Here is a 22,897-nt window from a genome sequence, read left to right on the forward strand (position 1 = left end):
TGACGAGATGAGCACCAATCCGCTGGCCGCGCTCAGCGACGCGGGCGTGTCGATCTGGCTGGACGACCTGTCCCGCGAGCGGCTGGACTCCGGCAACCTGGCCGGTCTGGTCGCCGAGCAGCACGTGGTGGGCGTGACCACCAACCCGACGATCTTCGCCGCGGCCCTGTCCAAGGGCTCGGCCTACGACGAGCAGGTGCGCGAGCTGGCCTCGCGCGGCGCCGACACCGACGCGGCCGTCCGCGAGATCACCACCACGGACGTGCGCAACGCGTGCGACCTGTTCCGCGACATCTACACCGCCACCGACGGCGTCGACGGCCGCGTGTCGATCGAGGTCGACCCGCGGCTGGCCAACGACACCGAGGCCACCGTCGCCGAGGCGCTCGACCTGGCCAAGGCCGTGGACCGGCCGAACCTGCTGGTGAAGATCCCGGCCACGGTCGAGGGCCTGCCCGCGATCACCCGGGTGATCGCCGAGGGCATCAGCGTGAACGTGACGCTGATCTTCTCCGTCGAGCGCTACCGGCACGTGATGGAGGCGTTCGTCGCGGGCCTGGAGCAGGCCAAGGCCAACGGCCACGACCTGCGCGGCATCCACTCGGTGGCGTCGTTCTTCGTGTCCCGGGTGGACAGCGAGATCGACAAGCGGCTGGACGCGCTGGACACCCCGGCGGCGGCCGGGCTGCGCGGCAAGGCGGCCATCGCGAACGCGGTGCTGGCCTACGCGGCGTACGAGGAGACGTTCCGGGGCGAGCGCTGGGAGGCGCTGGCCGCCGCGGGCGCCCGCGCGCAGCGTCCACTGTGGGCGTCCACCGGCGTGAAGGACCCGCAGTACTCCGACACCCGGTACGTGGACCAGCTCGTGGTGGCCGACACGGTCAACACGATGCCGGAGAAGACCCTGCACGCGGTCGCCGATCACGGCAAGATCGAAGGCGACGTGGTGACCGGGCGCGCGGCGCAGGCGCAGGAGGTCTTCGACGGGCTGGTCGAGGTCGGCATCGACCTGGACGACGTGTTCGTCGTGCTGGAGACCGAGGGCGTCGACAAGTTCGAGAAGTCGTGGGCCGAACTGCTCGACACGGTGACCGGACAGCTGAACCAGGCCAAGGGCTGAGAGCCGAGAACGGGACAGGACTGACATGACCGAGGTGATCTCCGTGGAGATCGTCCGCACACCGAACCAGAACCAGGTCGACACCGTGGTCGGCGACCTGGTCCGGGATTCGGCTCCGAGCAGGCTCACCGGGGGTGACGCCACCCTGTGGGGCGCCGAGGCGGAGTCGGAGGCGTCGATCCGCCTGGCGTGGACGACGCTGCACGAGACGTCCCGCCCGCTGGTCGCGGAGATCACCGCGCTGCGCGACGAGCTGCTCGCCGACGGCGTGGACCGCGTGGTCCTCGCCGGCATGGGCGGCTCGTCGCTCGCGCCCGAGGTGATCACGGGCACCGCCGGCGTGCCGCTGGTGGTGCTCGACACCACCGACCCCGGCCAGGTGGCCGAGGCGTTGGCGGGCGACCTGCAGCGCACGGTGGTCGTGGTGTCGTCCAAGTCGGGCGGCACCGTCGAGACCGACAGCCACCGGCGGATCTTCGAGGCGGCGTTCGAGGCGGCGGGCATCGACGCGGCGTCGCGGATCGTCGTGGTGACCGACCCGGGCTCGCCGCTGGAGGCGGCGTCGCGGGAAGCGGGCTACCGCAAGGTGTTCCTGGCCGACCCGCACGTCGGCGGCCGGTACTCGGCGCTGACCGCGTTCGGCCTGGTGCCGTCCGGCCTGGCGGGCGCGGACGTCGGCAAGCTGCTGGACGAGGCGGCGTCGGCCGCGCCGCTGGTGTCGGCCGACTCGCCGGACAACCCGGCGGTGGTGCTGGCGGCGACGTTCGCGGTGGCGCACGCGCACGGCGCGGAGAAGATCGTGTTCGCCGACACCGGCTCGGGCATCGCCGGGTTCGGCGACTGGGCCGAGCAGCTGATCGCCGAGTCGACCGGCAAGAACGGCACCGGCCTGCTGCCCGTGGTGGTCGAGGGTCCGGGCGCGCCCGGTTTCGTGGACGCCCGCACGGACGCCACGACCGTCGCGATCGGACCGGCCACCGGCTCGTCGACCATCGCGGTCGAGGGCTCGCTCGGCGCGCAGTTCCTGGTCTGGGAGTACGCGACCGCGCTGGTGAGCCGGGTGCTGGAGATCAACCCGTTCGACCAGCCCGACGTCGAGGCGGCGAAGAAGGCGTCCCGGTCCCTGCTGGACTCCCCCGCCGCGTCGTCGGTCGAACCGGCCTTCGTGGACGGTCCGATCGAGGCCTACCCCAGCGAGGGCTGGCTGCCCGCGGACGTGAAGACGGTCGCCGAGGCGCTGAAGGCGCTCGTCGCCGCCGCCCCGGAGCACGGCTACCTGTCCGTGCAGGCCTACCTCGACCGGGTCGACGACGCGTCGTTCGCCCTCGTTCGCCCGGAGTTGGCGCAGCGTTCACACCTGCAGACCACCTTCGGGTGGGGGCCGCGCTTCCTGCACTCGACCGGCCAGTACCACAAGGGCGGTCACCAGAACGGCGTGTTCCTGCAGCTGACCGGCGCGTCCGAGACGCGGTTGGACGTGCCGGGCAGGCCGTACGACCTCAGCACGTTGCAGTTGGCCCAGGCGCTGGGCGACGGCCAGGTGCTCGCCGAACGCGGTCGCCCGGTGCTGCGGCTGCACCTGACCGACCGCGTCGCCGGGCTCGCGCAGCTCGTCGAGGCAATCCAGGAGGATGGTTCGTGACTGCGCCCACCAAGCGCAACCCGCTGCGCGACCCGCGGGACAAGCGGCTCCCGCGCATCGCCGGGCCTTCCGGCCTGGTGATCTTCGGCGTGACGGGCGACCTGTCGCGCAAGAAGCTCATGCCCGCCATCTACGACCTGGCCAACCGCGGCCTGCTGCCGCCGGGCTTCGCGCTCGTCGGCTTCGCCCGCCGCGACTGGGCCGACCAGGACTTCATGCAGGTCGTGCACGACGCGGTCAGGGAGCACGCGCGCACGCCGTTCAGGCAGGCCGTCTGGGACCAGCTCGCCGAGGGCATCCGGTTCGTGCAGGGCACCTTCGACGACGACGCCGCGTTCGACTCGCTCGCCGCGACGCTCGCCGACCTGGACCGCGACCGCGGCACCGGCGGCAACCACGCGTTCTACCTGTCGGTGCCGCCCAGCGCGTTCACCACGGTGGTCAACCAGCTCAAGCGCGCGGGCCTGGCCACGCCGCCGACCGACAAGCCGGACCAGTGGCGGCGGGTGGTCATCGAGAAGCCGTTCGGCCACGACCTGACCAGCGCCAAGCAGCTCAACAAGACCGTCAACGACGTCTTCCCCGAGGAGTCGGTGTTCCGCATCGACCACTACCTCGGCAAGGAGACGGTGCAGAACATCCTGGCGCTGCGCTTCGCCAACCAGCTCTACGAGCCCATCTGGAACGCCAACTACGTCGACCACGTGCAGATCACCATGGCCGAGGACATCGGCCTCGGCGGTCGCGCGGGCTACTACGACGGCATCGGCGCGGCCCGCGACGTGATCCAGAACCACCTGCTCCAGCTGCTCGCGCTGACCGCGATGGAGGAGCCGGTGTCGTTCCGGCCCAGCGACCTGCGCGCGGAGAAGGTCAAGGTGCTGTCGGCGACCCGCTCGATCGGGCCGTTCGACGAGACCACCGCCCGCGGCCAGTACACCGGCGGCTGGCAGGGCGGGCAGAAGGTGCTCGGGCTGCTGGAGGAGGGCGGGTTCGCGAAGGACTCGGTCACCGAGACCTACGCGGCCATCACGTGCGAGGTGAACACCCGCCGCTGGGCGGGCGTGCCGTTCTACCTGCGCACCGGCAAGCGCCTGGGCCGCCGCGTCACCGAGGTGGCCGTGGTGTTCAAGCGCGCGCCGCACCTGCCGTTCGACGACACCGCCACCGAGGAGCTGGGGCAGAACGCCCTGGTCGTGCGCGTGCAGCCGGACGAGGGCGTGACCATCCGGTTCGGCTCCAAGGTGCCGGGCAACTCGATGGAGGTCCGCGACGTCACGATGGACTTCGGCTACGGCCACGCGTTCACCGAGTCGTCGCCCGAGGCCTACGAGCGGCTGCTGCTGGACGTGCTGCTCGGCGAGCCGTCGCTGTTCCCGAAGAACGACGAGGTCGAGCTGTCCTGGGAGATCCTGGACCCCGTCATGAAGCACTGGGGCGCCACCGGCGCGCCGGAGAAGTACAAGGCAGGCACCTGGGGACCGGCGTCGGCGGACGAGATGCTGGCCCGCACCGGCAGGCACTGGAGGCGTCCGTGATCATCGACCTGCCCTCGACCACCACGTCGCAGGTCAACAGCAAGCTCGTGCAGCTGCGCGAGGAAGGCGGCGCGGTCACCCTCGGCCGGGTGCTGACGCTGGTCATCGTGACCGACGACGGCACCAAGACCGAGGACGCCGTCGACGCGGCCAACGACGCCAGCCGCGAGCACCCCTGCCGGGTGATCGTGGTGGCGCGCGGCGCGCGCAAGGCCGCCCCCCGGCTCGACGCGCAGATCCGCGTCGGCGGAGACGCGGGCGCGTCCGAGGTCATCGTGCTGCGCCTGTACGGCGAGCTGGCCAACGAGGGCGCTTCGTGCGTCGTGCCGCTGCTGCTGCCGGACACCCCGGTGGTGGCGTGGTGGCCGAACGAGGCGCCCGCCGTGCCCGCCGAGGACCCCATCGGGCAGCTCGCGCAGCGCCGGATCACCGACACGGCGGCGGAGAAGAACCCGATCCGGGCGCTGGACCAGCGCAAGTCGGGCTACCGGCCCGGCGACACGGACCTGGCGTGGACGCGGCTGACGCTGTGGCGGGCGATGCTCGCGTCGGCGTTCGACCTGCCGCCGTACGAGAAGGTCACCGAGGCCGAGGTGAGCGGCGAGAGCGACTCGCCGTCGACCGACCTGCTGGCCGCGTGGCTCGCCGGGTGCCTGCGGGTGCCGGTGAAGCGCCTGAAGGCCACCCGCGGCGAGGGCATCGTCGACGTGCGGCTGGAGCGCCGGTCCGGGGTGGTGGAGCTGTCGCGCCCGGACGGCAAGGTCGGCACGCTGACCCAGCCCGGCCAGCCGGAGCGGCGGGTCGCGCTGCAGCGGCGGCAGGTGCGGGACTGCCTGGCCGAGGAGCTGCGCCGGCTCGACCCGGACGAGGTGTACGAGGCGGCGTTGCGGTCGCTGGGCAAGGTCGTGCGCGGCCGGACCGCGCCGACGAAGGCCGCCGCCGCGACGCGCAAGCCCGCGTCCGGCACTGCGTCCGGCGCTGCCAAGGCGAAGTCGGACGGCGGGCCCGGCGCCAAGGCCGCCGACGCTCCGGTGGACGGCAAGTCGGACGGCAAGGTGGACGCGAAGGTGACCGCGGACGCCAAGCCGGCGAAGGCCGCGTCGAAGACCGGTCCCAAGGCCGCGAAGGCCGCGCCCAAGGCGGCGAAGGCGAAGGCCGGCTCGTGAGCCGTCCCGAGGTGGTGGTGCACCGTGACGGCGACCTGCTGGCCGCCGCCACGGCCGCCCGCCTGGTCACCGCGCTGGTGGACGCGCAGACCGCGCGCGGGTCGGCGTCGCTGGTGCTGACCGGCGGGCGGACCGGCATCGCGGTGCTGGAGCACCTGCGCGCCACGCCCGCCCGGGACGCCGTGGACTGGACCCGGGTCGACTTGTACTGGGGCGACGAGCGGTTCCTGCCAGCCGGGCACCCCGAGCGCAACGAGACGCAGGCGCGAGAGGCGTTGCTGGACCACGTGCCGGTGCCGGTTTCGCGCGTGCACGTCATGGAGCCGTCGGACGGGCGGTTCGGCGACGACCCGGACGCCGCCGCCGAGGCGTACGCCGAGGTGCTCGCCGCCGGGTCCGAGGGCGACGGTTCCGTGCCGTCGTTCGACGTGTGCCTGCTCGGTGTCGGCGAGGAAGGGCACGTGGCGTCGATCTTCCCGGAGTCGCCGGCGGTGGCGGAGCGGGAGCGCGGTGTCGTCGCGGTGCGCGACTGCCCCAAGCCGCCACCGACCCGCGTGAGCCTCACCCTGCCCGCGATCCGCGCGGCGCGGGAGGTGTGGCTGATGACGACGGGTGCGGCGAAGGCACCGGCCGTGGCCACCGGCCTGACCGGCGCCGGCGAGGACCAGTTGCCCGCCGCGGGCGCCCGCGGACGGCAGCGCACCCTGTGGCTGCTCGACTCGGCCGCCGCCGCGCAGTTGGCCACCCCGTTGGCCTGAAACCCGGCCGTTCCGCTGCCGCCGTCGTCCTCCCGGGCACGGCGGCAGTGGCGTTCCGGGGGTGATTTCGCGCACTCGCGGACGGCCTTCACGCACGTTGTCCGCTTATCGGACGTTCGCGCTCGCAATTTTGTGCGGCGGCGGGCGTCCCGTTCGGGTAATCACAGCATCTCGAAGGGTGAGCGGGTCGTCCGAGCGGGTCGGGGGCGGAAAGGCGGGTCATGCCAAGCGTGATGACAGCGCAGTACGGTGAGGACCGGCGGACAGCTGACACAGGAGGTCGGACCCTGGCCGGCAACGCTGTCGAAAGGCTGCCGAGCGGTCGGGTCAACGGCGTTCCGACCGAGCGGGTGCGGCGTGCTGCGTTCCCGGGGGCGATCGGGCGGCTGGTCGGCCGGCACCGGCAGGTGGCGTTCGACGCGGCGGCCGTCGGCATCGCGGCGCTGGACGTGTGGCTGCGGGTCGTGCCCGAGGCCGAGCCGTACAACTACGTGCTGTCGGTCGTGTCGGTGGCGGCGGTGGCGCTGCGCCGCCGGTTCCCGTTCCTGGTCGTGCTGATCACCGTGCCCGGTTTCCTGGCCGGGTGGGCGCAGTTGGCGGCGATGATCGCGCTGGGGACGTTGGCGAGGCAGCAGCTGCTGTCCGCGCAGACCTACGTCGGCGCCGCGCTGGTGTGGCTGAGCCGGTTCTTCGTGTGGCCGCCGGACGAGTTCGTGGCGTTGGACTGGAAGACGCACGTCCACAACGCCATCTACGGGTGCATCGTCGCCGGGATGCCGATCGCGATCGGGTTGCTGGCGCACGCGCGGGAGGAGTTGTCGGCGCGGATAGCCGAGTTGGCGGCGAGCCGGGAGCGGGAGAAGGTGCTGCACGCGCGCGCGGTGCGGGCGGACGAGCGGGCCAGGTTGGCGCGGGAGATGCACGACGTCGTGTCGCACCAGGTGAGCTTGATCGCGATGCAGGCGGGTGCGCTGCGGATGGCGGCGGCCGACCCCAACGCCAAGCAGGTCGCCGGGACGATCCGGATGTTGAGCACGAGGACGTTGGACGAGCTGCGGCAGCTGGTGAGCGTGCTGCGGACGACGAACGGCGACGACTCGCCGCAGCCTCGACTGGAGGAGCTGGCGCAGTTGGTCGGCGCGGCGGGGATTCCGGCGACGTTGACCGTGCAGGGCCCGGTGGCTGATCTGCCGGCCCCGGTGTCGGGCGCGGCGTACCGGACGGTGCAGGAGGCGTTGACGAACGTGCGGAAGCACGCGTGTGGTGCGGCGACGGCGGTGCTGGTGGTCGCCGATGCCGATCAGCTGCGCGTGGAGGTGCGCAACGAGGCGCCGGAGGGTGCGGCGGTGGGGTCGGTGGACGCGGGGACGTTGCCCAGCGGCGGTCACGGCTTGGTGGGGCTGCGCGAGCGTGCGGCGTTGCTGGACGGTGAGCTGGAAGCGGGCCCGACGGACAGCGGCGGCTTCGCCGTCAAGGTAACGTTCCCGCTGGTCAGGACCCTGGAACCGTAACCCTCGGGTCCACTATCGAGTGAACCCGCAAAATGCCATCAACCAAAACGCCGTTATCCTCACCTTCGAACGTCGGTTGAAACAACGAGGACCGCCGACCAACCCCCGCCTATCCCAGCCTCACCGGCCACGTACCAGCCGCCTCAGCACATGAGCCGTGACCGGGCACCGGCCATCAGCGGAGAGCCGACCGCCGAGCAGCCACCGCCGTGCACACCGCCGCCACCACACCCAGCCCGCCGCACACCAACGCCGGCCCCAGGTCGGGCGTGTGGCGCAGCAGCACGGACGGCAGGAGCCACACCGCCACGCCGAGCAGGAAGCCCAGCGGCGCCGCCACGACCACCGCCGCCGTCCCCGCCTGACGCCGCCGCAACGACCGCAGGATCGACTCCAGGTACGCGAGCGCGAACAGCAGCAGCACCACGCTCCCCGCGCCCATGATGCTGACCATCGGGTGCGTGACCGGCTGGAGGGAGTAGTCGGCGGACTTGCCGCCGGCCGTCACCGTCGCCACCGCCGCGCCGCCCACGATCCACCGGCTCGCGCCCGGCAGCTCGAACGCCAGCGGTGGCGCGGTCGGAGTGGGGGTGTCGGGCTGTGTGCCGCCGGCGGCCGTCGGTGGGGTGCCGTCGGTGGGCGGGGAGGCGGGCACGTCGGCCAGCGTGATGCCGGCCGCCGTCACGGTGAGGCGCGCGGTCGACGGGTCGCCTTGGCCCACGGACACCGGCTTGCTCAGGTCGACGTCGAGGACCGGCAGGGCGCGGTCCGGCACGGCGAAGGGGACGGCGATCATCACGGCGGCCGCGAGGGCCGCGGCCAGGGCGAACCACCGGGTGGGCTTCGGGGCGGCCAGCAGTTGTGCGGCGGGCACGAGGGTTTGCGCGCCCAGCCGCACGGGGGTCGACGCGGTGTCCACGAAGGTCGCCCGGACGGGGATGTTGAAGGCGTCGTGCGGCGCGGATGGGCCGGTCGCGGGGTGGGTCGGGTGTGCCGACTGCGAGTGCGCGGAGTGGGTTGGGTGCGCCGAGTGGGTCGGGTGCGTGGGTTGGGTCGGGTGCGAGGGGTGGGCCAGGTCGGTAGTGCGAGCGGGGTCCGCGGAGTTGTTGAGGTGCGCGGGATTGGCGGAATGCGCGGGGTCGGCCAGGTCGGCGCGGCCGGCAGGGCCGGTGAGGTGGGCGCGGCCGGCAAGGTCGGTGAGGTGGGCCGGGCGGGTGGTCGCGGCGGCGACTTGGGGGCTCAGGTGGACCGGGGTGCCGAGGCGCAGCAGCCAGTCCCGGCCGAAGACCTCCGCCGCCGCGGCCGCCAGGTCCACGGCGAAGGTCTCCGCGTTGCGGTACCGGGCCTGAGGGTCGCGTTCAATCCCCCGCATGATCACTCGGGCGAGTGGATTTGGTACCTCGATCAGGGAACGGGGTTGTTGGTAGACGTGACGCTGGATCATCGCCAACGCCCCGCCGCCGCTGTCGAACGGCAGCCTGCCGCTCAGCAGCTCGTACAGCACCGTCGCCGCACCGTAGACGTCGGCCGCCGGGCTCAGCGGATTGCCCAACGCCTGCTCCGGCGACAAGTACGCGGGCGTGCCGAGCACCTGCCCGCCGTGCGTCACGAGCGTCGCCCCCTCGCTCACCACCTGCGAGATCCCGAAATCGGCGACCTTGAGCACCCCACCGGCGGTGAACAACAAATTCTTCGGCTTCACGTCCAGGTGCAGCACCCCTGCCTCGTGCGCGGCGTGCAGGCCGGCCAGCATCGCCAGGCCGTAAGCACACGACGTCGCCGGGGTGACACCTGAACCGGTGAACTTCGACCACACCGTGCCACCGTCGAGCTTCTCCATCACCAGCAGGTGCTCGCCGCGGTCCTGGACGTAGTCGTACACGGGCACGATGTGCGGGTGGTCGAGCCGCGCCAGCAACCGCGCCTCGTGCGCGAACCGGGCGCTCATCCGCTCGTCCGAAGCGAGCACGCCGGGCAGCCGCTTCACCGCCACCGCCCGCCCCAACGGCCGGTGCACGCCCGCGTACACGACCCCCATCCCGCCGCGCCCGACCTCCGCGCCGAGGTCGTACTGCGGCAGCGCCGCGACGACGTTCGCCGACACCGTCACGCCACACCGCCCGGCAACGGCCGCGTGATGCGCTGCGTGGCCTCCGGGTCGACCGGAGAAGAACCCGGGGGCAGGTGCGAGTCGTCCGCGTCCGGGTGCGGTGTCAGGTAGCCGAGGACGAACGCGACCGCCGCGGCCCCCACCACGAACGGGATCTCCGCGGCCGGCGACGGCGCCACGACCCGCAGCACGGACAGCGAGATCACCGCGACGAGCCCGGTGCCGACGCCGGCGGGCAGGAACCGCATCGCCCGCTGCCACCGGTTCGCGGGCAGCCGCCGCCGGGCCAGCGCGACCAGCGCGCCCGCCCACGCCAGCAGCGTCAACCCGAACACGGCCAGCCCGAACACCCCGTAGACCGACCACATCGAACCGCGCACGTCACCGGTCATGCCGATCGACGCGACCACGTCGCGGTTGGTGTCGAGCACTTCCAGCTCGGTCGGCAGCAGGCCGGTCGCCTGGGCGCCGAGCTGACCGAGGTCCAGCACGAACCCGCGCGTGACGCTTTCCTTGGCAGGCACGTCGAACGGCACGGTCGTGTCGTAGGAGAAGAACGTCAACGCGAGCGCCGTGCCGGACAGCCGGATCGTCTTGATGTGCCGCACCGTGTCCGTTCCGTTGTGGACGGTCACGGAGATGAGGGAGGAGCCGGACGGGTCGAGCAGCAACTCGTCCTCGCCGACCGGGGTGCCGTCCACCGTGGCGTCGATGGTGACCGTGTCCCCGGCGGCGTGGGCCGGGCCGACGCCGAGGAAGATCCCGCACAGGAGCAGTAAACCGACGCTGCTCATAATGCGTCTCACAAGGGCACCTCATCGGGGGGTAGCGGACTGGTCCGGGAGTCGGCATGCGATCGGCAGGAACACTAGCTTTACTCGGTGCCTTGGCATATGGCGTTACGGCGCTTGTGGCGGCACCGGTATCGGCGCAGCCGCAGGGCGTCGCGACGGCGAGCCCGGAGGCCGGTCCGGCGGGCAGCACGTTCACGCTGAGCTGGACCGGCGTGTACCTCGACCCGGACTGCTCGGACTACACCGTGCTGATCCTGTGGGACGGCGGGCGGGTGATCGGCGGCGGCCGGCACGCGGGTCGCGGCACGGGTTCGGGCACGGCGACCGTGCCGCCGGACGCGGGTGTCGGCGTGCACCGGGTCACGGCACGCCCGCAGTGCGCGGCCACGTCGAACCCGACGGACAACTTCACCGTGACGGCGAGGCCGACCACCACCACCGCGCCGCCGGTCACGACGACGACCGCTCCCCCGGTGACCACGACGACCACCACGCGGCGTCCGACGACCACCACGACCCCGCCGACCACGACCACCACCACGACGACGACCACGACGGGCAGCTCCGCGCCGACCACGACCGTCACCACGATCCCGCTCGACGGTGACGGGGCGCTCACGCTGGACAAGGACAACATCCAGCCGGGTGACCCGTTGACCGCCACCGGCACGGGCTGTGACCCGGGTTCGGCGGTGCGGCTCAGTTCGCTGGGCGAGGCCGTCGGCTCGGCGAAGGCGGACAACTCGGGCACGTTCAGCACCAGGGTCGAGTTCACCACGATCCAGCCGGGCCGCCACGTGATCCGCGCCGACTGCGGTGTAGTGCTGGTCGGCAGCGTGGACGTGGCGTTGACCAGTTCGACGGGCGGCACGACGTCCACCCTGGTGATCCTGGTGTTCTTCCTGCTGGTGGGCGCGATCATGGTCCGCCGCCAGTTCACCGGCCTGTTCACCAAGCGGGGCTGAGCGCACCGTGAACGACGACGGCCCCCGCGGGAAGTCCCGCCGGGGCCGTCGTGTCGTTCTCGCCTGAGCCTGACTAGGGCTCTTCGCGCTGCTTGCGCAGCTTGGTGAGCGCCTCTTCGAGGATCGCCTCACCGTCCGCGTCGGAGCGCCGCTCCTTCACGTACGCCAGGTGCGTCTTGTACGGCTCGTTGCGCGGCGGAGCAGGAGGTGCCTGCTCGTCGCGCCCGGCCGGCAGACCGCACCGGGGGCAGTCCCAGTTCTCCGGGATCTCGGCTTCGACCGCGAACGACGGCCGAGACTCGTGCGCGTTCGCGCACCAGTACGACACCCGACGTCGGGGCGCGGACTCGCCGCGCTCCGATTCGCCCATCGGGCCTGCGCCGACGCGGGTACCGCGAATCGCGTTACCACCAGCCATCGACCCTCACACCCCCACCACGTGGTTTCCCTGTGTCCGCGTCGGCCGACGCCGTCGGCGCCCGCCGACCTGTGTCAGTTGACCTTCATCAGCAGCCCGATGCCCACGATGGCGATGACCCAGACCGAGCCGACGAACAACGTCAGCCGGTCGAGGTTCTTCTCGACCACGCTGGAACCGGACAGGCTCGACTGCATGCCGCCGCCGAACAACGAGGACAGACCGCCGCCACGCCCGCGGTGCAGCAGCACGAGCAGGATCAGCAGCACGCTGGAGACGAGCAACAGGATCTGAAGGAACAGGATCATTTCTTCCTCGCTGTCAGGCAGGTGACGCCACAGAGTACCCGGTCGACTGCCGACCGTGGACCACCGCGGGTGGAGTGCGTGTCAATCACATCAGGGTAGAGGGCCGCCCGCGGCGAGCGCGCACAGCTTGGCGAACTCGTCCGCATCCAGGCTCGCACCACCCACAAGGGCGCCGTCGACGTCCTTCTGAGCGATCAACTCGGCGATGTTGCCCGACTTGACCGAGCCGCCGTAAAGCACTCGAACGGCCGAAGCGACGTCCTCGCCGTAGAGCTCGGCCAGCTTGACCCGAATGGCGGCGCACACCTCCTGCGCGTCCGCCGACGAGGCGACCTTGCCGGTGCCGATGGCCCACACCGGCTCGTAGGCGATGACGACGTCGCGCACCTGCTCGGCGGTGAGGCCCTTGAGGCCCGCGACGAGCTGCTCGGTGCAGTGCTCGACGTGCCCGCCGGCCTCGCGGACGTCGACCTGCTCGCCGAGGCAGAAGATGGGCGTGACGCCGTGCTTGAGCGCCGCCTTGACCTTCTTGTTGACGGTGGCGTCGTCCTCGTTGTGGTACTCGCGCCGCTCGGAGTGGCCCACGGTGACGTAGGAGCAGCCGAGCTTGGCCAGCATCGGGCCGGAGATGTCACCGGTGTAGGCGCCCGAGTCGTGCGGCGACAGGTCCTGCGCGCCGTACTTGAGCAGCAGCTTGTCGCCGTCGACGAGGGTCTGGATCGACCGGATGTCGACGAACGGCGGCAGCACCGCGACCTCGACCTTGGCGAAGTACTTCTCCGGGAGGGAGAAGGCGATCTTCTGCACCAGGGCGATGGCCTCGAGGTGGTTGAGGTTCATCTTCCAGTTGCCCGCGATGAGGGGCTGACGCTGAGCCATCACGCCTCCAACACAGACACGCCGGGCAGTTCCTTGCCCTCGAGGTACTCCAGGGACGCCCCACCACCGGTGGAGATGTGCGAGAACCCGTCTTCGGGCAGGCCGAGGGCGCGCACGGCCGCGGCCGAGTCGCCGCCGCCGACCACGGTGAACGCGTCGCTCTTCACCAGCGCCTCGGCGACCGCACGCGTGCCGCCGGAGAAGGCCTCGAACTCGAACACGCCCATCGGGCCGTTCCAGAACACGGTCTTCGCGTCGGCGAGCTTGGACGCGAACAGCTCGCGCGTGGCCGGGCCGATGTCCAGGCCCTGCCGGTCGGCGGGGATGGCGTCGGTGGCCACGACCTCGAACTTCGCGTCGGGCGCGAAGTCGTCGGCGGCGAGCACGTCGACCGGGAGCACCAGCTCCACGCCGCGCTCCTCGGCTTCGGCGAGGAAGCCGCGGACCTGGTCGAGCTGGTCGGCCTGGAGCAGCGAGCCGCCGACCTCGTGGCCCTGGGCCTTGAGGAAGGTGTAGGCCATGCCGCCGCCGATGAGGAGCCGGTCGACCTTGCCGAGCAGGTTCTTGATGACGCCGAGCTTGTCGGATACCTTCGCGCCGCCGAGCACCACGACGTACGGGCGCTGGAGGTCGTCGGTGAGCTTGCGCAGCACCTCGACCTCGGCCAGCACGAGGCCGCCCGCGTAGTGCGGGAGCTTCTGAGCCACGTCGTAGACCGACGCCTGCTTGCGGTGCACGACGCCGAAGCCGTCGGAGACGAACGCGTCGGCCTTGGCGGCCAGCTCGTCGGCGAGGGCGGCGCGCTCGGCGTCGTCCTTGCTGGTCTCGCGGGCGTCGAAGCGGATGTTCTCCAGCAGCACGACGGTGCCGTCGCCGGCGGCCTCGGTGCCGAGCTCGACCGCCTGGCCGAGCAGCTCACCGAGCCGGACGGCGACGGGCGCGAGGGAGAACTTGGGGTCGGGCTCGCCCTTGGGGCGGCCCAGGTGCGCGGCGACCAGGACGCGGGCGCCCGCGTCCACGAGCGCCTTGATCGTCGGCACCGACGCGCGGACGCGGCCGTCGTCGGTGATCCGGTCGCCGTCGAGGGGGACGTTCAGGTCGGCGCGCACCAGGACGCGCCGACCCGAGACACCCTCGCTGAGCAGATCGTCGAGAGTCTTCACAGCGAGTGATCCGTCTCTTCGCTCAGAGCTTGCTGGCGACGAGGTTGACCAGGTCGGCGAGGCGGTTGGAGTAGCCCCACTCGTTGTCGTACCAGCCGACGACCTTGACCTGGTTGCCGATGACCTTGGTCAGCGGCGCGTCGTAGATGCACGACGCCGGGTCGGTGACGATGTCGGCCGACACGATCGGGTCGGTGTTGTAGCGCAGGTAGCCCTTGAGCGGACCGTCGGCGGCGGCCTTGTAGGCGGCGTTGACCTCGTCCACGGTGACGTCGCGGCCGACGGTGACGGTCAGGTCGGTGGCCGAGCCGGTGGGCACGGGCACGCGCAGGGCGTAGCCGTCGAGCTTGCCCTTCAGCTCCGGCAGGACCAGGCCGATCGCCTTCGCGGCACCGGTGCTGGTGGGCACGATGTTCAGCGCGGCGGCACGGGCGCGGCGCAGGTCCTTGTGCGGCGCGTCCTGCAGGTTCTGGTCCTGGGTGTAGGCGTGGATCGTGGTCATGAGGCCACGCTCGATGGTGAAGCTGTCGTGCAGCACCTTGGCCAGCGGGGCCAGGCAGTTCGTGGTGCACGAGGCGTTCGAGATGACGGTCTGCGAGCCGTCGTACTGGTCGTCGTTCGCGCCGAGGACCACGGTGAGGTCCTCACCCTTGGCCGGGGCGGAGATGATGACCTTCTTCGCGCCGCCCTCGTCGACGTGCTTGCGGGCCGCCGAAGCGTCGGTGAAGAAGCCGGTCGACTCCACGACGACGTCGACGCCGAGGTCCTTCCAGGGCAGCTTGCCGGGGTCGCGCTCGGCCAGTGCCTTGATGACCTTGCCGTCGACCGCGATACCCTCGTCGGTCACGGTCACCTCACCGTCGAGGCGGCCGAGGATGGAGTCGTACTTGAGCAGGTGGGCCATGGTGTTGACGTCACCGAGGTCGTTGAAGGCGACGATCTCGATGTCGTGCCCGCTGGCCTGAACGGCGCGCCAGAAGTTGCGACCGATGCGGCCGAAACCATTGACACCTACGCGAACCGTCACGGTGAGTCTCCTCGGTACTCGACTGGCGTTGTCCGCCAGGGGCGTGCAGTCATGGGCTGACCAGGCAGCCGAGAGTCAGCCTAGCCTCCGGCCTGCGTCCCTGGTCACGTGGACCACCAGGATCTCTTTATCGAACAAGAAAATCCAGCTTGACCGGCTTGTTACCTCTGGGTAACTCGGTCACCGACGCTTCGTGACCCCGGAGTGCGGCTTCGCCGTGCCTCGGCGCCGGGCTCGCCGACCCCCAGCCTATGACGCTCGGTGCTCGCGTGCAGGGTGCGCGCTGCGTGACGGAGGGTGGGCGTTCCGAGCGTTGAATTCAGGGGTCCTGAACGTAGGACTCTCGCGTTCTGAACGTAGGACTCGCGCGACGCGAACGTGGGACACGCGCGTTCTGAGCGTGGGACACGCGCGGGAGTGGGGCTGGACGGGCTAACGCCACCGTCACTCGAACGAGTTAAGCTGCGCCGCTTTTCTCCTGCGACGAGTGGCGGTGGGCAGTGGCGCTGGTGATCGACGAACCGCCTCTCTCGGCGGCCCGTGCCGCCGGTCGCCCCGCGGTCCGGGCCGACATCCAGGGCTTGCGCGCGCTGGCCGTCGGCCTGGTGGTCTGCTACCACCTGCGCCCCGAGTGGCTGCCCGGCGGGTTCGTCGGCGTCGACGTCTTCTTCGTGCTGTCGGGCTTCCTGATCATCGGCACGCTCACCGGCGAGCTGCGGCGCACCGGGCGGGTCGGGCTGCTCGACTTCTACGCGCGGCGGATCCGCAGGCTGCTGCCCGCCGCCACCGCCGTGCTGCTGGGCGTCACGGCGGCGGTGTTCGCGGTGCTGCCCGAGTCGCGCTGGCCGAACGTGCTGCGGGAGGTCGTGCTCTCCGCGGTCAACGGGCAGAACTGGCTGCTGGCCGTGCTGTCGAACGACTACGGGCACGCGACCGCAGGCGCGTCACCGGTGCAGCACTTCTGGTCGTTGGCCGTCGAGGAGCAGTTCTACCTGGTCATCCCGCTGGTCCTGCTGGCCGCGGCCGTCCTGGCGGCACGGCGGGGCGGCGGGCCGGTGCGGTACGCGGCGGTCGCGGTCGGCGTGGTCACGGTCGCGTCGTTCGCGTTCTCGGTCTGGTACACGCCGGTCGACCCGGGCGCGGCGTACTTCGTCACGCCGACCCGGATGTGGGAGCTCGGGATCGGCGGCCTGGCCGCGATGGCGCTGCACCGGCTGCGGCTCGGCGCGGTGCCACGCCTGCTGCTGGGTTGGGGTGGTCTGGCCGCGGTGCTGGCGAGCGCGTTCTGGTTCTCCACCGCCATGGCGTTCCCGGGCTGGATCGCGGCGCTGCCGACGGTCGGCACCGTCGCGGTGCTGGTCGCCCAGGACGGCTCGCTGGCCCGAGTGCTCGGCGTGCGACCGCTGACGTACGTCGGCGACATCTCGTACAGCCTGTACCTGTGGCACTGGCCGGTGATCGTGTTCACGCTGGAGCTGACCGGGCGGGAGTCGCTGGAGGGTCACGAGGCGGTGGCCGCCGCCGTGAGCTTGGTGCTGGCGGTGCTGTCGAAGCACTTCGTCGAGGACCCGTTCCGGCGGCGTGGGCACGGCCGCAAGAGCGTGACGTACGGGATCGGTGCGGCGATGGTCGCGGTGACCGTGGCGGTCTCGTCAGGTGGCTGGGCGTCGGCCGAGTCGACGCTGGCCGCGTTGCGCGGCAGGTCCGTGATCGACGCCGACCACCCCGGCGCGCTGGCCCTCGACCCGACCCGGCCGCTGCGCGCGCCGACCGACGTCCCGCTCGCGCCCGCGCCGGCCGTGGCCGGGGAGGACTGGCCCCACGACGACTGCGCCACCCGTGACCTGGGCGACGGGCTCAAGTCGTGCGTGCTCGGCAAGTCCACGGCGGCCAAGACCATGGTCGTCGTCGGCGACTCGCACGCCGCGCAGTTCAGCACCGCCCTGGCCGAGTTCGCGCGTCGTGACGGCGGCGACCAGTGGCAGGTGCACCTGCTGGTGCGCAACGGCTGCCCGTTCTCGACCGTGCCGCCGTCGGAAGCGGGCACGCCGCTGAACGCGTGCGCCGAGGAGAACCTGAAGAAGCTAGACCACATCCGCGACCTGGCGCCCGACCTCGTGATCACCGCCGCCATGTCGCCGGAGTCCTACCTCAAGGACCTGAAGTGGACGTGGGAGTCGACGGCCCGCATGGTCGACGGCTACCGGACCGTGCTCGCCGCGCTGTCCGACGCCGCCATCCCGGTCGCCGTGATCCGCGAGCTGCCCCGGCCGGGCCGCCCGGTGGTGCCGTGCCTGGAGCGCAACCCGGACGACCCGGCCGGCTGCGACACGCCCCGCGCGCAGGCCGTCGGCTCGGCGACCGACCCGCTGGCCGCCGCCGCGACCGGGCTGGCGGGCGTGCGGCTGGTCGACCTGACCGACTGGATCTGCCGCGCCGACACCTGCCCGGCCGTGGTCGGCAACGTGGTCGTCTACCGCGACAACCACCTCACCGACACCTACGTGAGGTCCCTGGCCGACCCGCTCGTCGCCGCCCTGGGCCTGCGTCCTGAGCGTTGAACTCAGGTGTTCCGAACGTAGGACACGCGCGACGCGAACGTAGGACACGCGTGTTCTGAACGTAGGACTCTCGCGTGGTGGAGGTAGGACTCTCGGGTCAGACTTCGGCGTCGAGCATGTCGGCGGTCACGGCGGACTCGGTGTCGGGCATGCCCAGCTCCTTCGCCCGCTTGTCGGCCATCGCCAGGAGTCTGCGGATGCGGCCCGCGACGGCGTCCTTGGTCATCTGCGGGTCGGACAGCTGGCCCAGCTCCTCCAGAGACGCCTGGCGGTGGGCCAGGCGCAGGGCGCCCGCGGCGGCCAGGTGGTCGGGCGCCTCGGCGCCCAGGATCTCCAGCGCGCGCTGGACGCGAGCGGCGGCGGCCACGGCGGCACGGGCCGAGCGGCGCAGGTTCGCGTCGTCGAAGTTCGCCAGGCGGTTCGCCGTCGCACGCACCTCGCGGCGCATCCGGCGCTCCTCCCACGCCAGCACGCTGTCGTGCGCGCCGAGCCTGGTCAGCATCGCGCCGATCGCGTCGCCATCCCTTATCACCACCCGCTCCGCGCCGCGCACCTCGCGCGACTTCGAGCCGATGCCCATCCGCCGCGCCGCGCCGACCAGCGCCAACGCCGCCTCCGGCCCGGGGCAGGTCACCTCCATCGACGACGACCGGCCCGGCTCGGTCAGCGAGCCGTGCGCCAGGAACGCGCCGCGCCACGCCGCCTCCGCGTCGCACACACCGCCCGACACGACCGGCGCGGGCAGGCCGCGCACCGGGCGTCCCCGCGGGTCCAGCAGTCCCGTCTGCCTGGCCAGGCCCTCGCCGTCCTTCACCACCCGCACCACGAACCGGGTGCCCTTGCGCAGCCCGCTGGACGTGATGGTGAACACGTCCGACTGGTGCCCGTACAGCTCGTGGATCTCGCGGCGCAGCCGACGCGCCGTCGAACCCAGGTCCAGCTCCGCCTCGACGACCACCCGGCCGCCCACGATGTGCAGGCCGCCCGCGAACCTCAGCAACGAGGCGACCTCCGCGCGGCGGCAGCAGGTCTTGGAGACGGCCAGCCTGCTCAGCTCGTCCTTCACCGCCGACGTCATCGCCACGGCGCCTCGCCTCCCCTGCTCGTCCGGTCTTCCTGGAGGGTTGTACTCGACGCCCCGCCGGTCTCGTCACCAGGGCCGGCCAACGCCCGGGTGATGCTCGACGCGAGCGCGGTCGGGTCGTGCCGGTCCGGCGCGCCGGCCACGGCGATGGGCGCGAGGTGCGCCGCAGCGCCGAGAGCTGCGGCGGCCCTGCGCAGCCGGTCCGGAACGGGCACCGCGTCGACGTCCGCGATCACCGCGTCCACCCTCAGGGCGGGCGCGTGCGCGCACAGGACGTCCAGGTGCAGCTCCGGCGAGAAGCCGTCGGTTTCCCCCGGTTGGGGGACGAGGTTGAGCACGACCACCTTCCGCGCCGACGTGCGCACGAGCGCGTCGTGCAGCTCGGGCACGAGCAGGTGCGGCAGCACGCTGGTGAACCACGAGCCGGGCCCGAGCAGCACGACGTCCGCCGCGAGCACCGCCGCCACCGCCTCAGGGCAGCCGCGCGGCGCCTCGCCCGGGCCGCCCGGACCGTTGAGCCGGATCCGCTGCACGCGGCCCGGCGTGGTGGCGATCGCGACCTGGCCCCGGATGCGGCGCACCACGTCGTCGTCATCGTCCAGCCCGGTCACGTCGGCCTCGATCGACAACGGCTCCGTGCACATCGGCAGCACGCGGCCGCGCACGCCGAGCAGCCTGCCCGCTTCCTCCAGCACCGCCACCGGGTCGCCGAGCTGCTCCAGCAGGCCCGCCAGCACGAGGTTGCCCACCGCGTGCCCGGCGAGCGCGCCGGTGCCGCCGAACCGGTGCTGGAACAACGTCGACCACAACGCGCTCGACTCGTCCGTCCCGGCCAGCGCCACCATCGCCTTGCGCAGGTCGCCGGGCGGCAGCAGGCCCAGCTCGCGCCGCAGCCGCCCCGAGGAGCCGCCGTCGTCCGCGACCGTCACCACGGCCGTCACGTCGTCGGTCACCCGCCGCAGGGCGGTGAGCGTGGCGTGCAGCCCGTGCCCACCGCCCAGCGCTACCGCTCTGAAGCTCACTCGCGTCCCAGGTCCCGGTGCACGACCTTGACGGCCATGCCGTCCTCGCTGGCCAGCCGGCCCGCGAGCTCCTCGGAGATCGCCACGCTGCGGTGCTTGCCGCCGGTGCAGCCGACCGCCAGCGTCAGGTACCGCTTGCCCTCGCGCCGGTAGCCGGCGCCGATCAGCCGCAGCAGCTCGTGGTAGCGGTCCAGGAACTCCTCCGCGCCCTCCTGCGTGAGCACGTAGTTGCGCACGTCGCCGTCCAGGCCGGTCTGCTCGCGCAGCTCCGGGATCCAGAACGGGTTCGGCAGGAACCGCACGTCCATGACCAGGTCGGCGTCCATCGGCAGGCCGTACTTGTAGCCGAACGACAGCACCGTGACCCTGGTGCGGGTCGCCGACTCCGTGCCGAACGTGTCCTCGATCTTGGCCCGCAGCTGGTGCACCGACAGCGCCGAGGTGTCCAGCACCAGGTCGGCCTCCTCGCGCAACGGCGTGAGCAGGACCCGCTCGGCCTCGATGCCGTCGGCCAGCCGGCCGTCCGCCTGCAGCGGGTGGCCCCGCCGCACCGACTCGAACCGGCGGATCAGCACGTCGTCGGTGGCCTCCAGGAACAGCACCTTCGGCTTGTAGCCGCGCGCGTCCAGGTCCTTGATCACCGCCGCCAGGTCCTCGGTGAACGCGCGGCTGCGCACGTCCATCACCACCGCGACCCTGGTGATCGCACCCCTCGCCTGCGCGCCCAGCTCGACCATGGTCGCGATCAGCTCGGGCGGCAGGTTGTCCACCACGAACCACCCGAGGTCCTCCAGGCACTTCGCGGCCGTGCTGCGGCCCGCTCCCGACAGGCCCGTCACCACCGCGACTTCGATGCCGGACTTCTCGCCGGCCGGTGCGCTCACGTTCGCTCCCCTTCGGTGCCCGCCGTGCTCAACGTCGCGTGCACGGCCTCCGCGGTGCGCCGGCCCACTCCGGGCACACCGCTGATCTCCTCGATGCTCGCCTCACGCAACTTCTTCAGTGAGCCGAAGTGCTTCAACAACGCGGCCTTGCGCGTCTGCCCCAGCCCCGGCACCTCGTCCAGCGCCGAGGTCGTCATTCGCTTGGACCGCTTCTGCCGGTGGTAGGCGATGGCGAACCGGTGCGCCTCGTCACGCACCCGTTGCAGCAGGTACAGGGCCTCGCTGGTGCGGGGCAGGATCACCGGGTCCGGCTCGCCGGGCACCCACACCTCCTCCAGCCGCTTCGCCAGGCCGACCACCGCGACGTCGGTGATGCCCAGTTCCGCCAGGACATCGGAGGCTACCTGCGCCTGCGGCGCGCCGCCGTCCACCACCAGCAGGTTCGGCGCGTACGCGAACTTGCGGGGCTTGCCCGTCTCCGGGTCGATGCCCGGGGTCGGACCTTCCCGGTTGTCGCGCAGGTACGCCTGGAACCGGCGGCGCACCACCTCGGCGATCGAGCCGACGTCGCCCTGGTCGGCGCCTTCCCGCACGGCGAACCGCCGGTACTCGGACTTGCGCGCCAGGCCGTCCTCGAACACCACCAGCGACGCCACCACGTCCGTGCCCTGCACGTGGCTGATGTCGGTGCACTCGATCCGCAACGGCGCCGTGTCCAGTCCCAGCGCCTCCTGCAGCTCCTGCAGCGCCGCCGACCGGGCCGTCAGGTCGCCCGCGCGGCGCAGCTTGTGCTGCTGGAACGCCTCCTTGGCGTTGCGCTCCACGGTCTCCATGAGCGCCCGCTTGTCGCCGCGCTGCGGCACCCGCAGGGCGACCCGGCTGCCGCGCAGGGCCGACAGCCACTTCTCGACCGCCTCGGCGTCGTCGGGCAGCTCCGGCACGAGCACCTCGCGCGGCACGGGCGCCGACTCCACGCCGCCCGCCTTCGCCGACTCGGCCTGCTCGCCGTAGAACTGGGTGACGAACTGGTCCACCAGGCCCGTCACGCCGGTCTCGTCGACCTTGTCGACCACCCAGCCGCGCTGGCCGCGCACCCGGCCGCCGCGCACGTGGAACACCTGGACCGACACCTCCAGGTCGTCCTGCGCGAACGCGACCACGTCGGCGTCCGTGCCGTCGCCGAGGACGACGGCCTGCTTCTCCAGGGCGCGCTTGAGGGCCGCCTGGTCGTCGCGCAGGCGGGCGGCCTTCTCGAACTCCAACTCCTCGGCGGCGGCCGTCATCTCGCGTTCGAGGCGGCGCACCATCGAGTCGGTCTTGCCGGCCAGGAAGTCGCAGAAGTCCTCGACGATGTCGCGGTGCTCGTCCGCGTCGACCCGGCCCACGCACGGCGCCGAGCACTTGTCGATGTAGCCGAGCAGGCAGGGGCGGCCGATCTGGCCGTGCCGCTTGAACACGCCCGCCGAGCAGGTGCGCGCCGGGAAGACCCGCAGCAGCAGGTCCAGCGTCTCGCGGATCGCCCACGCGTGCGCGTACGGGCCGAAGTAGCGGACGCCCTTGCGCCGCGGGCCGCGGTAGACGTGCAGGCGCGGGAACTCCTCGTTCAACGTCACGGCGAGGACCGGGTAGGACTTGTCGTCGCGGTAGCGGACGTTGAAGCGCGGGTCGAACTCCTTGATCCAGTTGTACTCCAGCTGGAGTGCCTCGACCTCGGTGCCGACGACGGTCCACTCGACGCTCGCGGCGGTGGTCACCATCTGCCGGGTGCGCGGGTGCAGGCCGGCGACGTCGGCGAAGTAGGAGTTCAGTCGTTGGCGCAGGCTCTTGGCCTTGCCGACGTAGACCACGCGACCGCCGGCGTCGCGGAACTTGTAGACGCCGGGGGCTTCGGGGATGGTGCCTGTCGCAGGGCGATAGGTCGACGGATCGGCCACACGCTAAAGCCTA

At 72.0% G+C, this 22,897-nt stretch carries 19 protein-coding genes; 8 read left to right on the top strand and 11 right to left on the bottom strand.

Annotation, left to right across the window (positions count from 1 at the left end; translation table 11 throughout):
• The first annotated feature begins 7 nt into the window (after positions 1-7).
• The 6 genes from tal (at position 8) to ADK67_RS37930 (ending at position 7,735) form a co-directional block, all read left to right on the top strand.
• A complete protein-coding gene (gene tal / locus ADK67_RS37905; protein WP_053721392.1) occupies positions 8-1,120 on the top strand; it encodes a transaldolase in 1,113 nt (370 codons plus the stop codon).
• 25 nt (positions 1,121-1,145) lie between these two features.
• Entirely contained in the window at positions 1,146-2,762 is a 1,617-nt protein-coding gene (locus ADK67_RS37910; RefSeq protein ID WP_053721393.1) for a glucose-6-phosphate isomerase, read from the top strand.
• A complete protein-coding gene (zwf, locus tag ADK67_RS37915; protein ID WP_053721394.1) occupies positions 2,759-4,300 on the top strand; it encodes a glucose-6-phosphate dehydrogenase in 1,542 nt (513 codons plus the stop codon). The genes ADK67_RS37910 and zwf overlap by 4 nt, the downstream gene beginning before the upstream one ends.
• Positions 4,297-5,466: a glucose-6-phosphate dehydrogenase assembly protein OpcA gene (gene opcA / locus ADK67_RS37920; protein ID WP_053721395.1), complete on the top strand. Its 1,170-nt coding sequence runs from the start codon at positions 4,297-4,299 to the stop codon at positions 5,464-5,466. Before zwf ends, opcA begins: the two co-directional genes overlap by 4 nt.
• Positions 5,463-6,224: a 6-phosphogluconolactonase gene (pgl, locus tag ADK67_RS37925; RefSeq protein WP_053721396.1), complete on the top strand. Its 762-nt coding sequence runs from the start codon at positions 5,463-5,465 to the stop codon at positions 6,222-6,224. The genes opcA and pgl overlap by 4 nt, the downstream gene beginning before the upstream one ends.
• A gap of 221 nt (positions 6,225-6,445) precedes the next feature.
• Positions 6,446-7,735 carry a histidine kinase gene (locus tag ADK67_RS37930; RefSeq protein WP_082404430.1) on the top strand — a complete coding sequence of 430 codons (1,290 nt, stop codon included), beginning with the start codon at positions 6,446-6,448 and terminating at the stop codon, positions 7,733-7,735.
• Between the two features lie 175 nt (positions 7,736-7,910).
• Here the strand turns inward: ADK67_RS37930 and ADK67_RS52990 are convergent, their stop codons facing one another.
• Both ADK67_RS52990 and ADK67_RS37940 read right to left on the bottom strand, forming a co-directional pair.
• Positions 7,911-9,845: a serine/threonine-protein kinase gene (locus ADK67_RS52990; protein ID WP_053721397.1), complete on the bottom strand. Its 1,935-nt coding sequence runs from the start codon at positions 9,843-9,845 to the stop codon at positions 7,911-7,913.
• Positions 9,842-10,651, bottom strand: a complete 810-nt coding sequence (locus tag ADK67_RS37940; RefSeq protein WP_157621328.1) for a hypothetical protein — start codon at positions 10,649-10,651, stop codon at positions 9,842-9,844. Before ADK67_RS37940 ends, ADK67_RS52990 begins: the two co-directional genes overlap by 4 nt.
• A gap of 104 nt (positions 10,652-10,755) precedes the next feature.
• On the opposite strand from ADK67_RS37940, the gene ADK67_RS54185 reads away from it, so the two are divergent.
• Entirely contained in the window at positions 10,756-11,604 is an 849-nt protein-coding gene (locus ADK67_RS54185; RefSeq protein ID WP_231648553.1) for a hypothetical protein, read from the top strand.
• Positions 11,605-11,677: 73 nt separating this feature from the next.
• Here ADK67_RS54185 and ADK67_RS37950 read toward each other — a convergent pair whose 3' ends face one another.
• The 5 genes from ADK67_RS37950 to gap all read right to left on the bottom strand — a co-directional run bounded on the left by ADK67_RS37950 (position 11,678) and on the right by gap (position 15,399).
• Positions 11,678-12,022: an RNA polymerase-binding protein RbpA gene (locus ADK67_RS37950; RefSeq protein WP_015103628.1), complete on the bottom strand. Its 345-nt coding sequence runs from the start codon at positions 12,020-12,022 to the stop codon at positions 11,678-11,680.
• A 74-nt stretch (positions 12,023-12,096) separates the two neighbouring features.
• Positions 12,097-12,330, bottom strand: a complete 234-nt coding sequence (gene secG, locus ADK67_RS37955; RefSeq protein WP_053721399.1) for a preprotein translocase subunit SecG — start codon at positions 12,328-12,330, stop codon at positions 12,097-12,099.
• A gap of 90 nt (positions 12,331-12,420) precedes the next feature.
• On the bottom strand, positions 12,421-13,209 hold the full coding sequence (tpiA, locus tag ADK67_RS37960) for a triose-phosphate isomerase (RefSeq protein WP_053721400.1): 789 nt from the start codon (positions 13,207-13,209) through the stop codon (positions 12,421-12,423).
• On the bottom strand, positions 13,209-14,372 hold the full coding sequence (locus ADK67_RS37965; protein ID WP_053721401.1) for a phosphoglycerate kinase: 1,164 nt from the start codon (positions 14,370-14,372) through the stop codon (positions 13,209-13,211). Before ADK67_RS37965 ends, tpiA begins: the two co-directional genes overlap by 1 nt.
• Before the next feature lie 22 nt (positions 14,373-14,394).
• Positions 14,395-15,399, bottom strand: coding sequence for a type I glyceraldehyde-3-phosphate dehydrogenase (gene gap / locus ADK67_RS37970; protein ID WP_053721402.1), 1,005 nt, complete (start codon positions 15,397-15,399; stop codon positions 14,395-14,397).
• A 500-nt stretch (positions 15,400-15,899) separates the two neighbouring features.
• Between gap and ADK67_RS37975 the strand changes: the two genes are divergently transcribed.
• Positions 15,900-17,960: an acyltransferase family protein gene (locus ADK67_RS37975; RefSeq protein WP_053721403.1), complete on the top strand. Its 2,061-nt coding sequence runs from the start codon at positions 15,900-15,902 to the stop codon at positions 17,958-17,960.
• Positions 17,961-18,057: 97 nt separating this feature from the next.
• Here the strand turns inward: ADK67_RS37975 and whiA are convergent, their stop codons facing one another.
• From whiA to uvrC, 4 genes are read right to left on the bottom strand one after another with little or no spacing between them, the layout of a single operon-like run.
• The gene (gene whiA, locus ADK67_RS37980; protein ID WP_053721404.1) at positions 18,058-19,044 is read right to left on the bottom strand and encodes a DNA-binding protein WhiA; all 987 of its coding nucleotides are present in this window, start codon (positions 19,042-19,044) and stop codon (positions 18,058-18,060) included.
• Entirely contained in the window at positions 19,035-20,066 is a 1,032-nt protein-coding gene (locus ADK67_RS37985; protein WP_053721405.1) for a gluconeogenesis factor YvcK family protein, read from the bottom strand. The genes whiA and ADK67_RS37985 overlap by 10 nt, the downstream gene beginning before the upstream one ends.
• Positions 20,063-20,920, bottom strand: coding sequence for an RNase adapter RapZ (rapZ, locus tag ADK67_RS37990; protein WP_053721427.1), 858 nt, complete (start codon positions 20,918-20,920; stop codon positions 20,063-20,065). Before rapZ ends, ADK67_RS37985 begins: the two co-directional genes overlap by 4 nt.
• 26 nt (positions 20,921-20,946) lie before the next feature.
• A complete protein-coding gene (uvrC, locus tag ADK67_RS37995; RefSeq protein WP_053721406.1) occupies positions 20,947-22,884 on the bottom strand; it encodes an excinuclease ABC subunit UvrC in 1,938 nt (645 codons plus the stop codon).
• Between the last annotated feature and the right edge of the window lie 13 nt (positions 22,885-22,897).

Source organism: Saccharothrix sp. NRRL B-16348 (assembly GCF_001280085.1).
Lineage (GTDB): Bacteria > Actinomycetota > Actinomycetes > Mycobacteriales > Pseudonocardiaceae > Actinosynnema.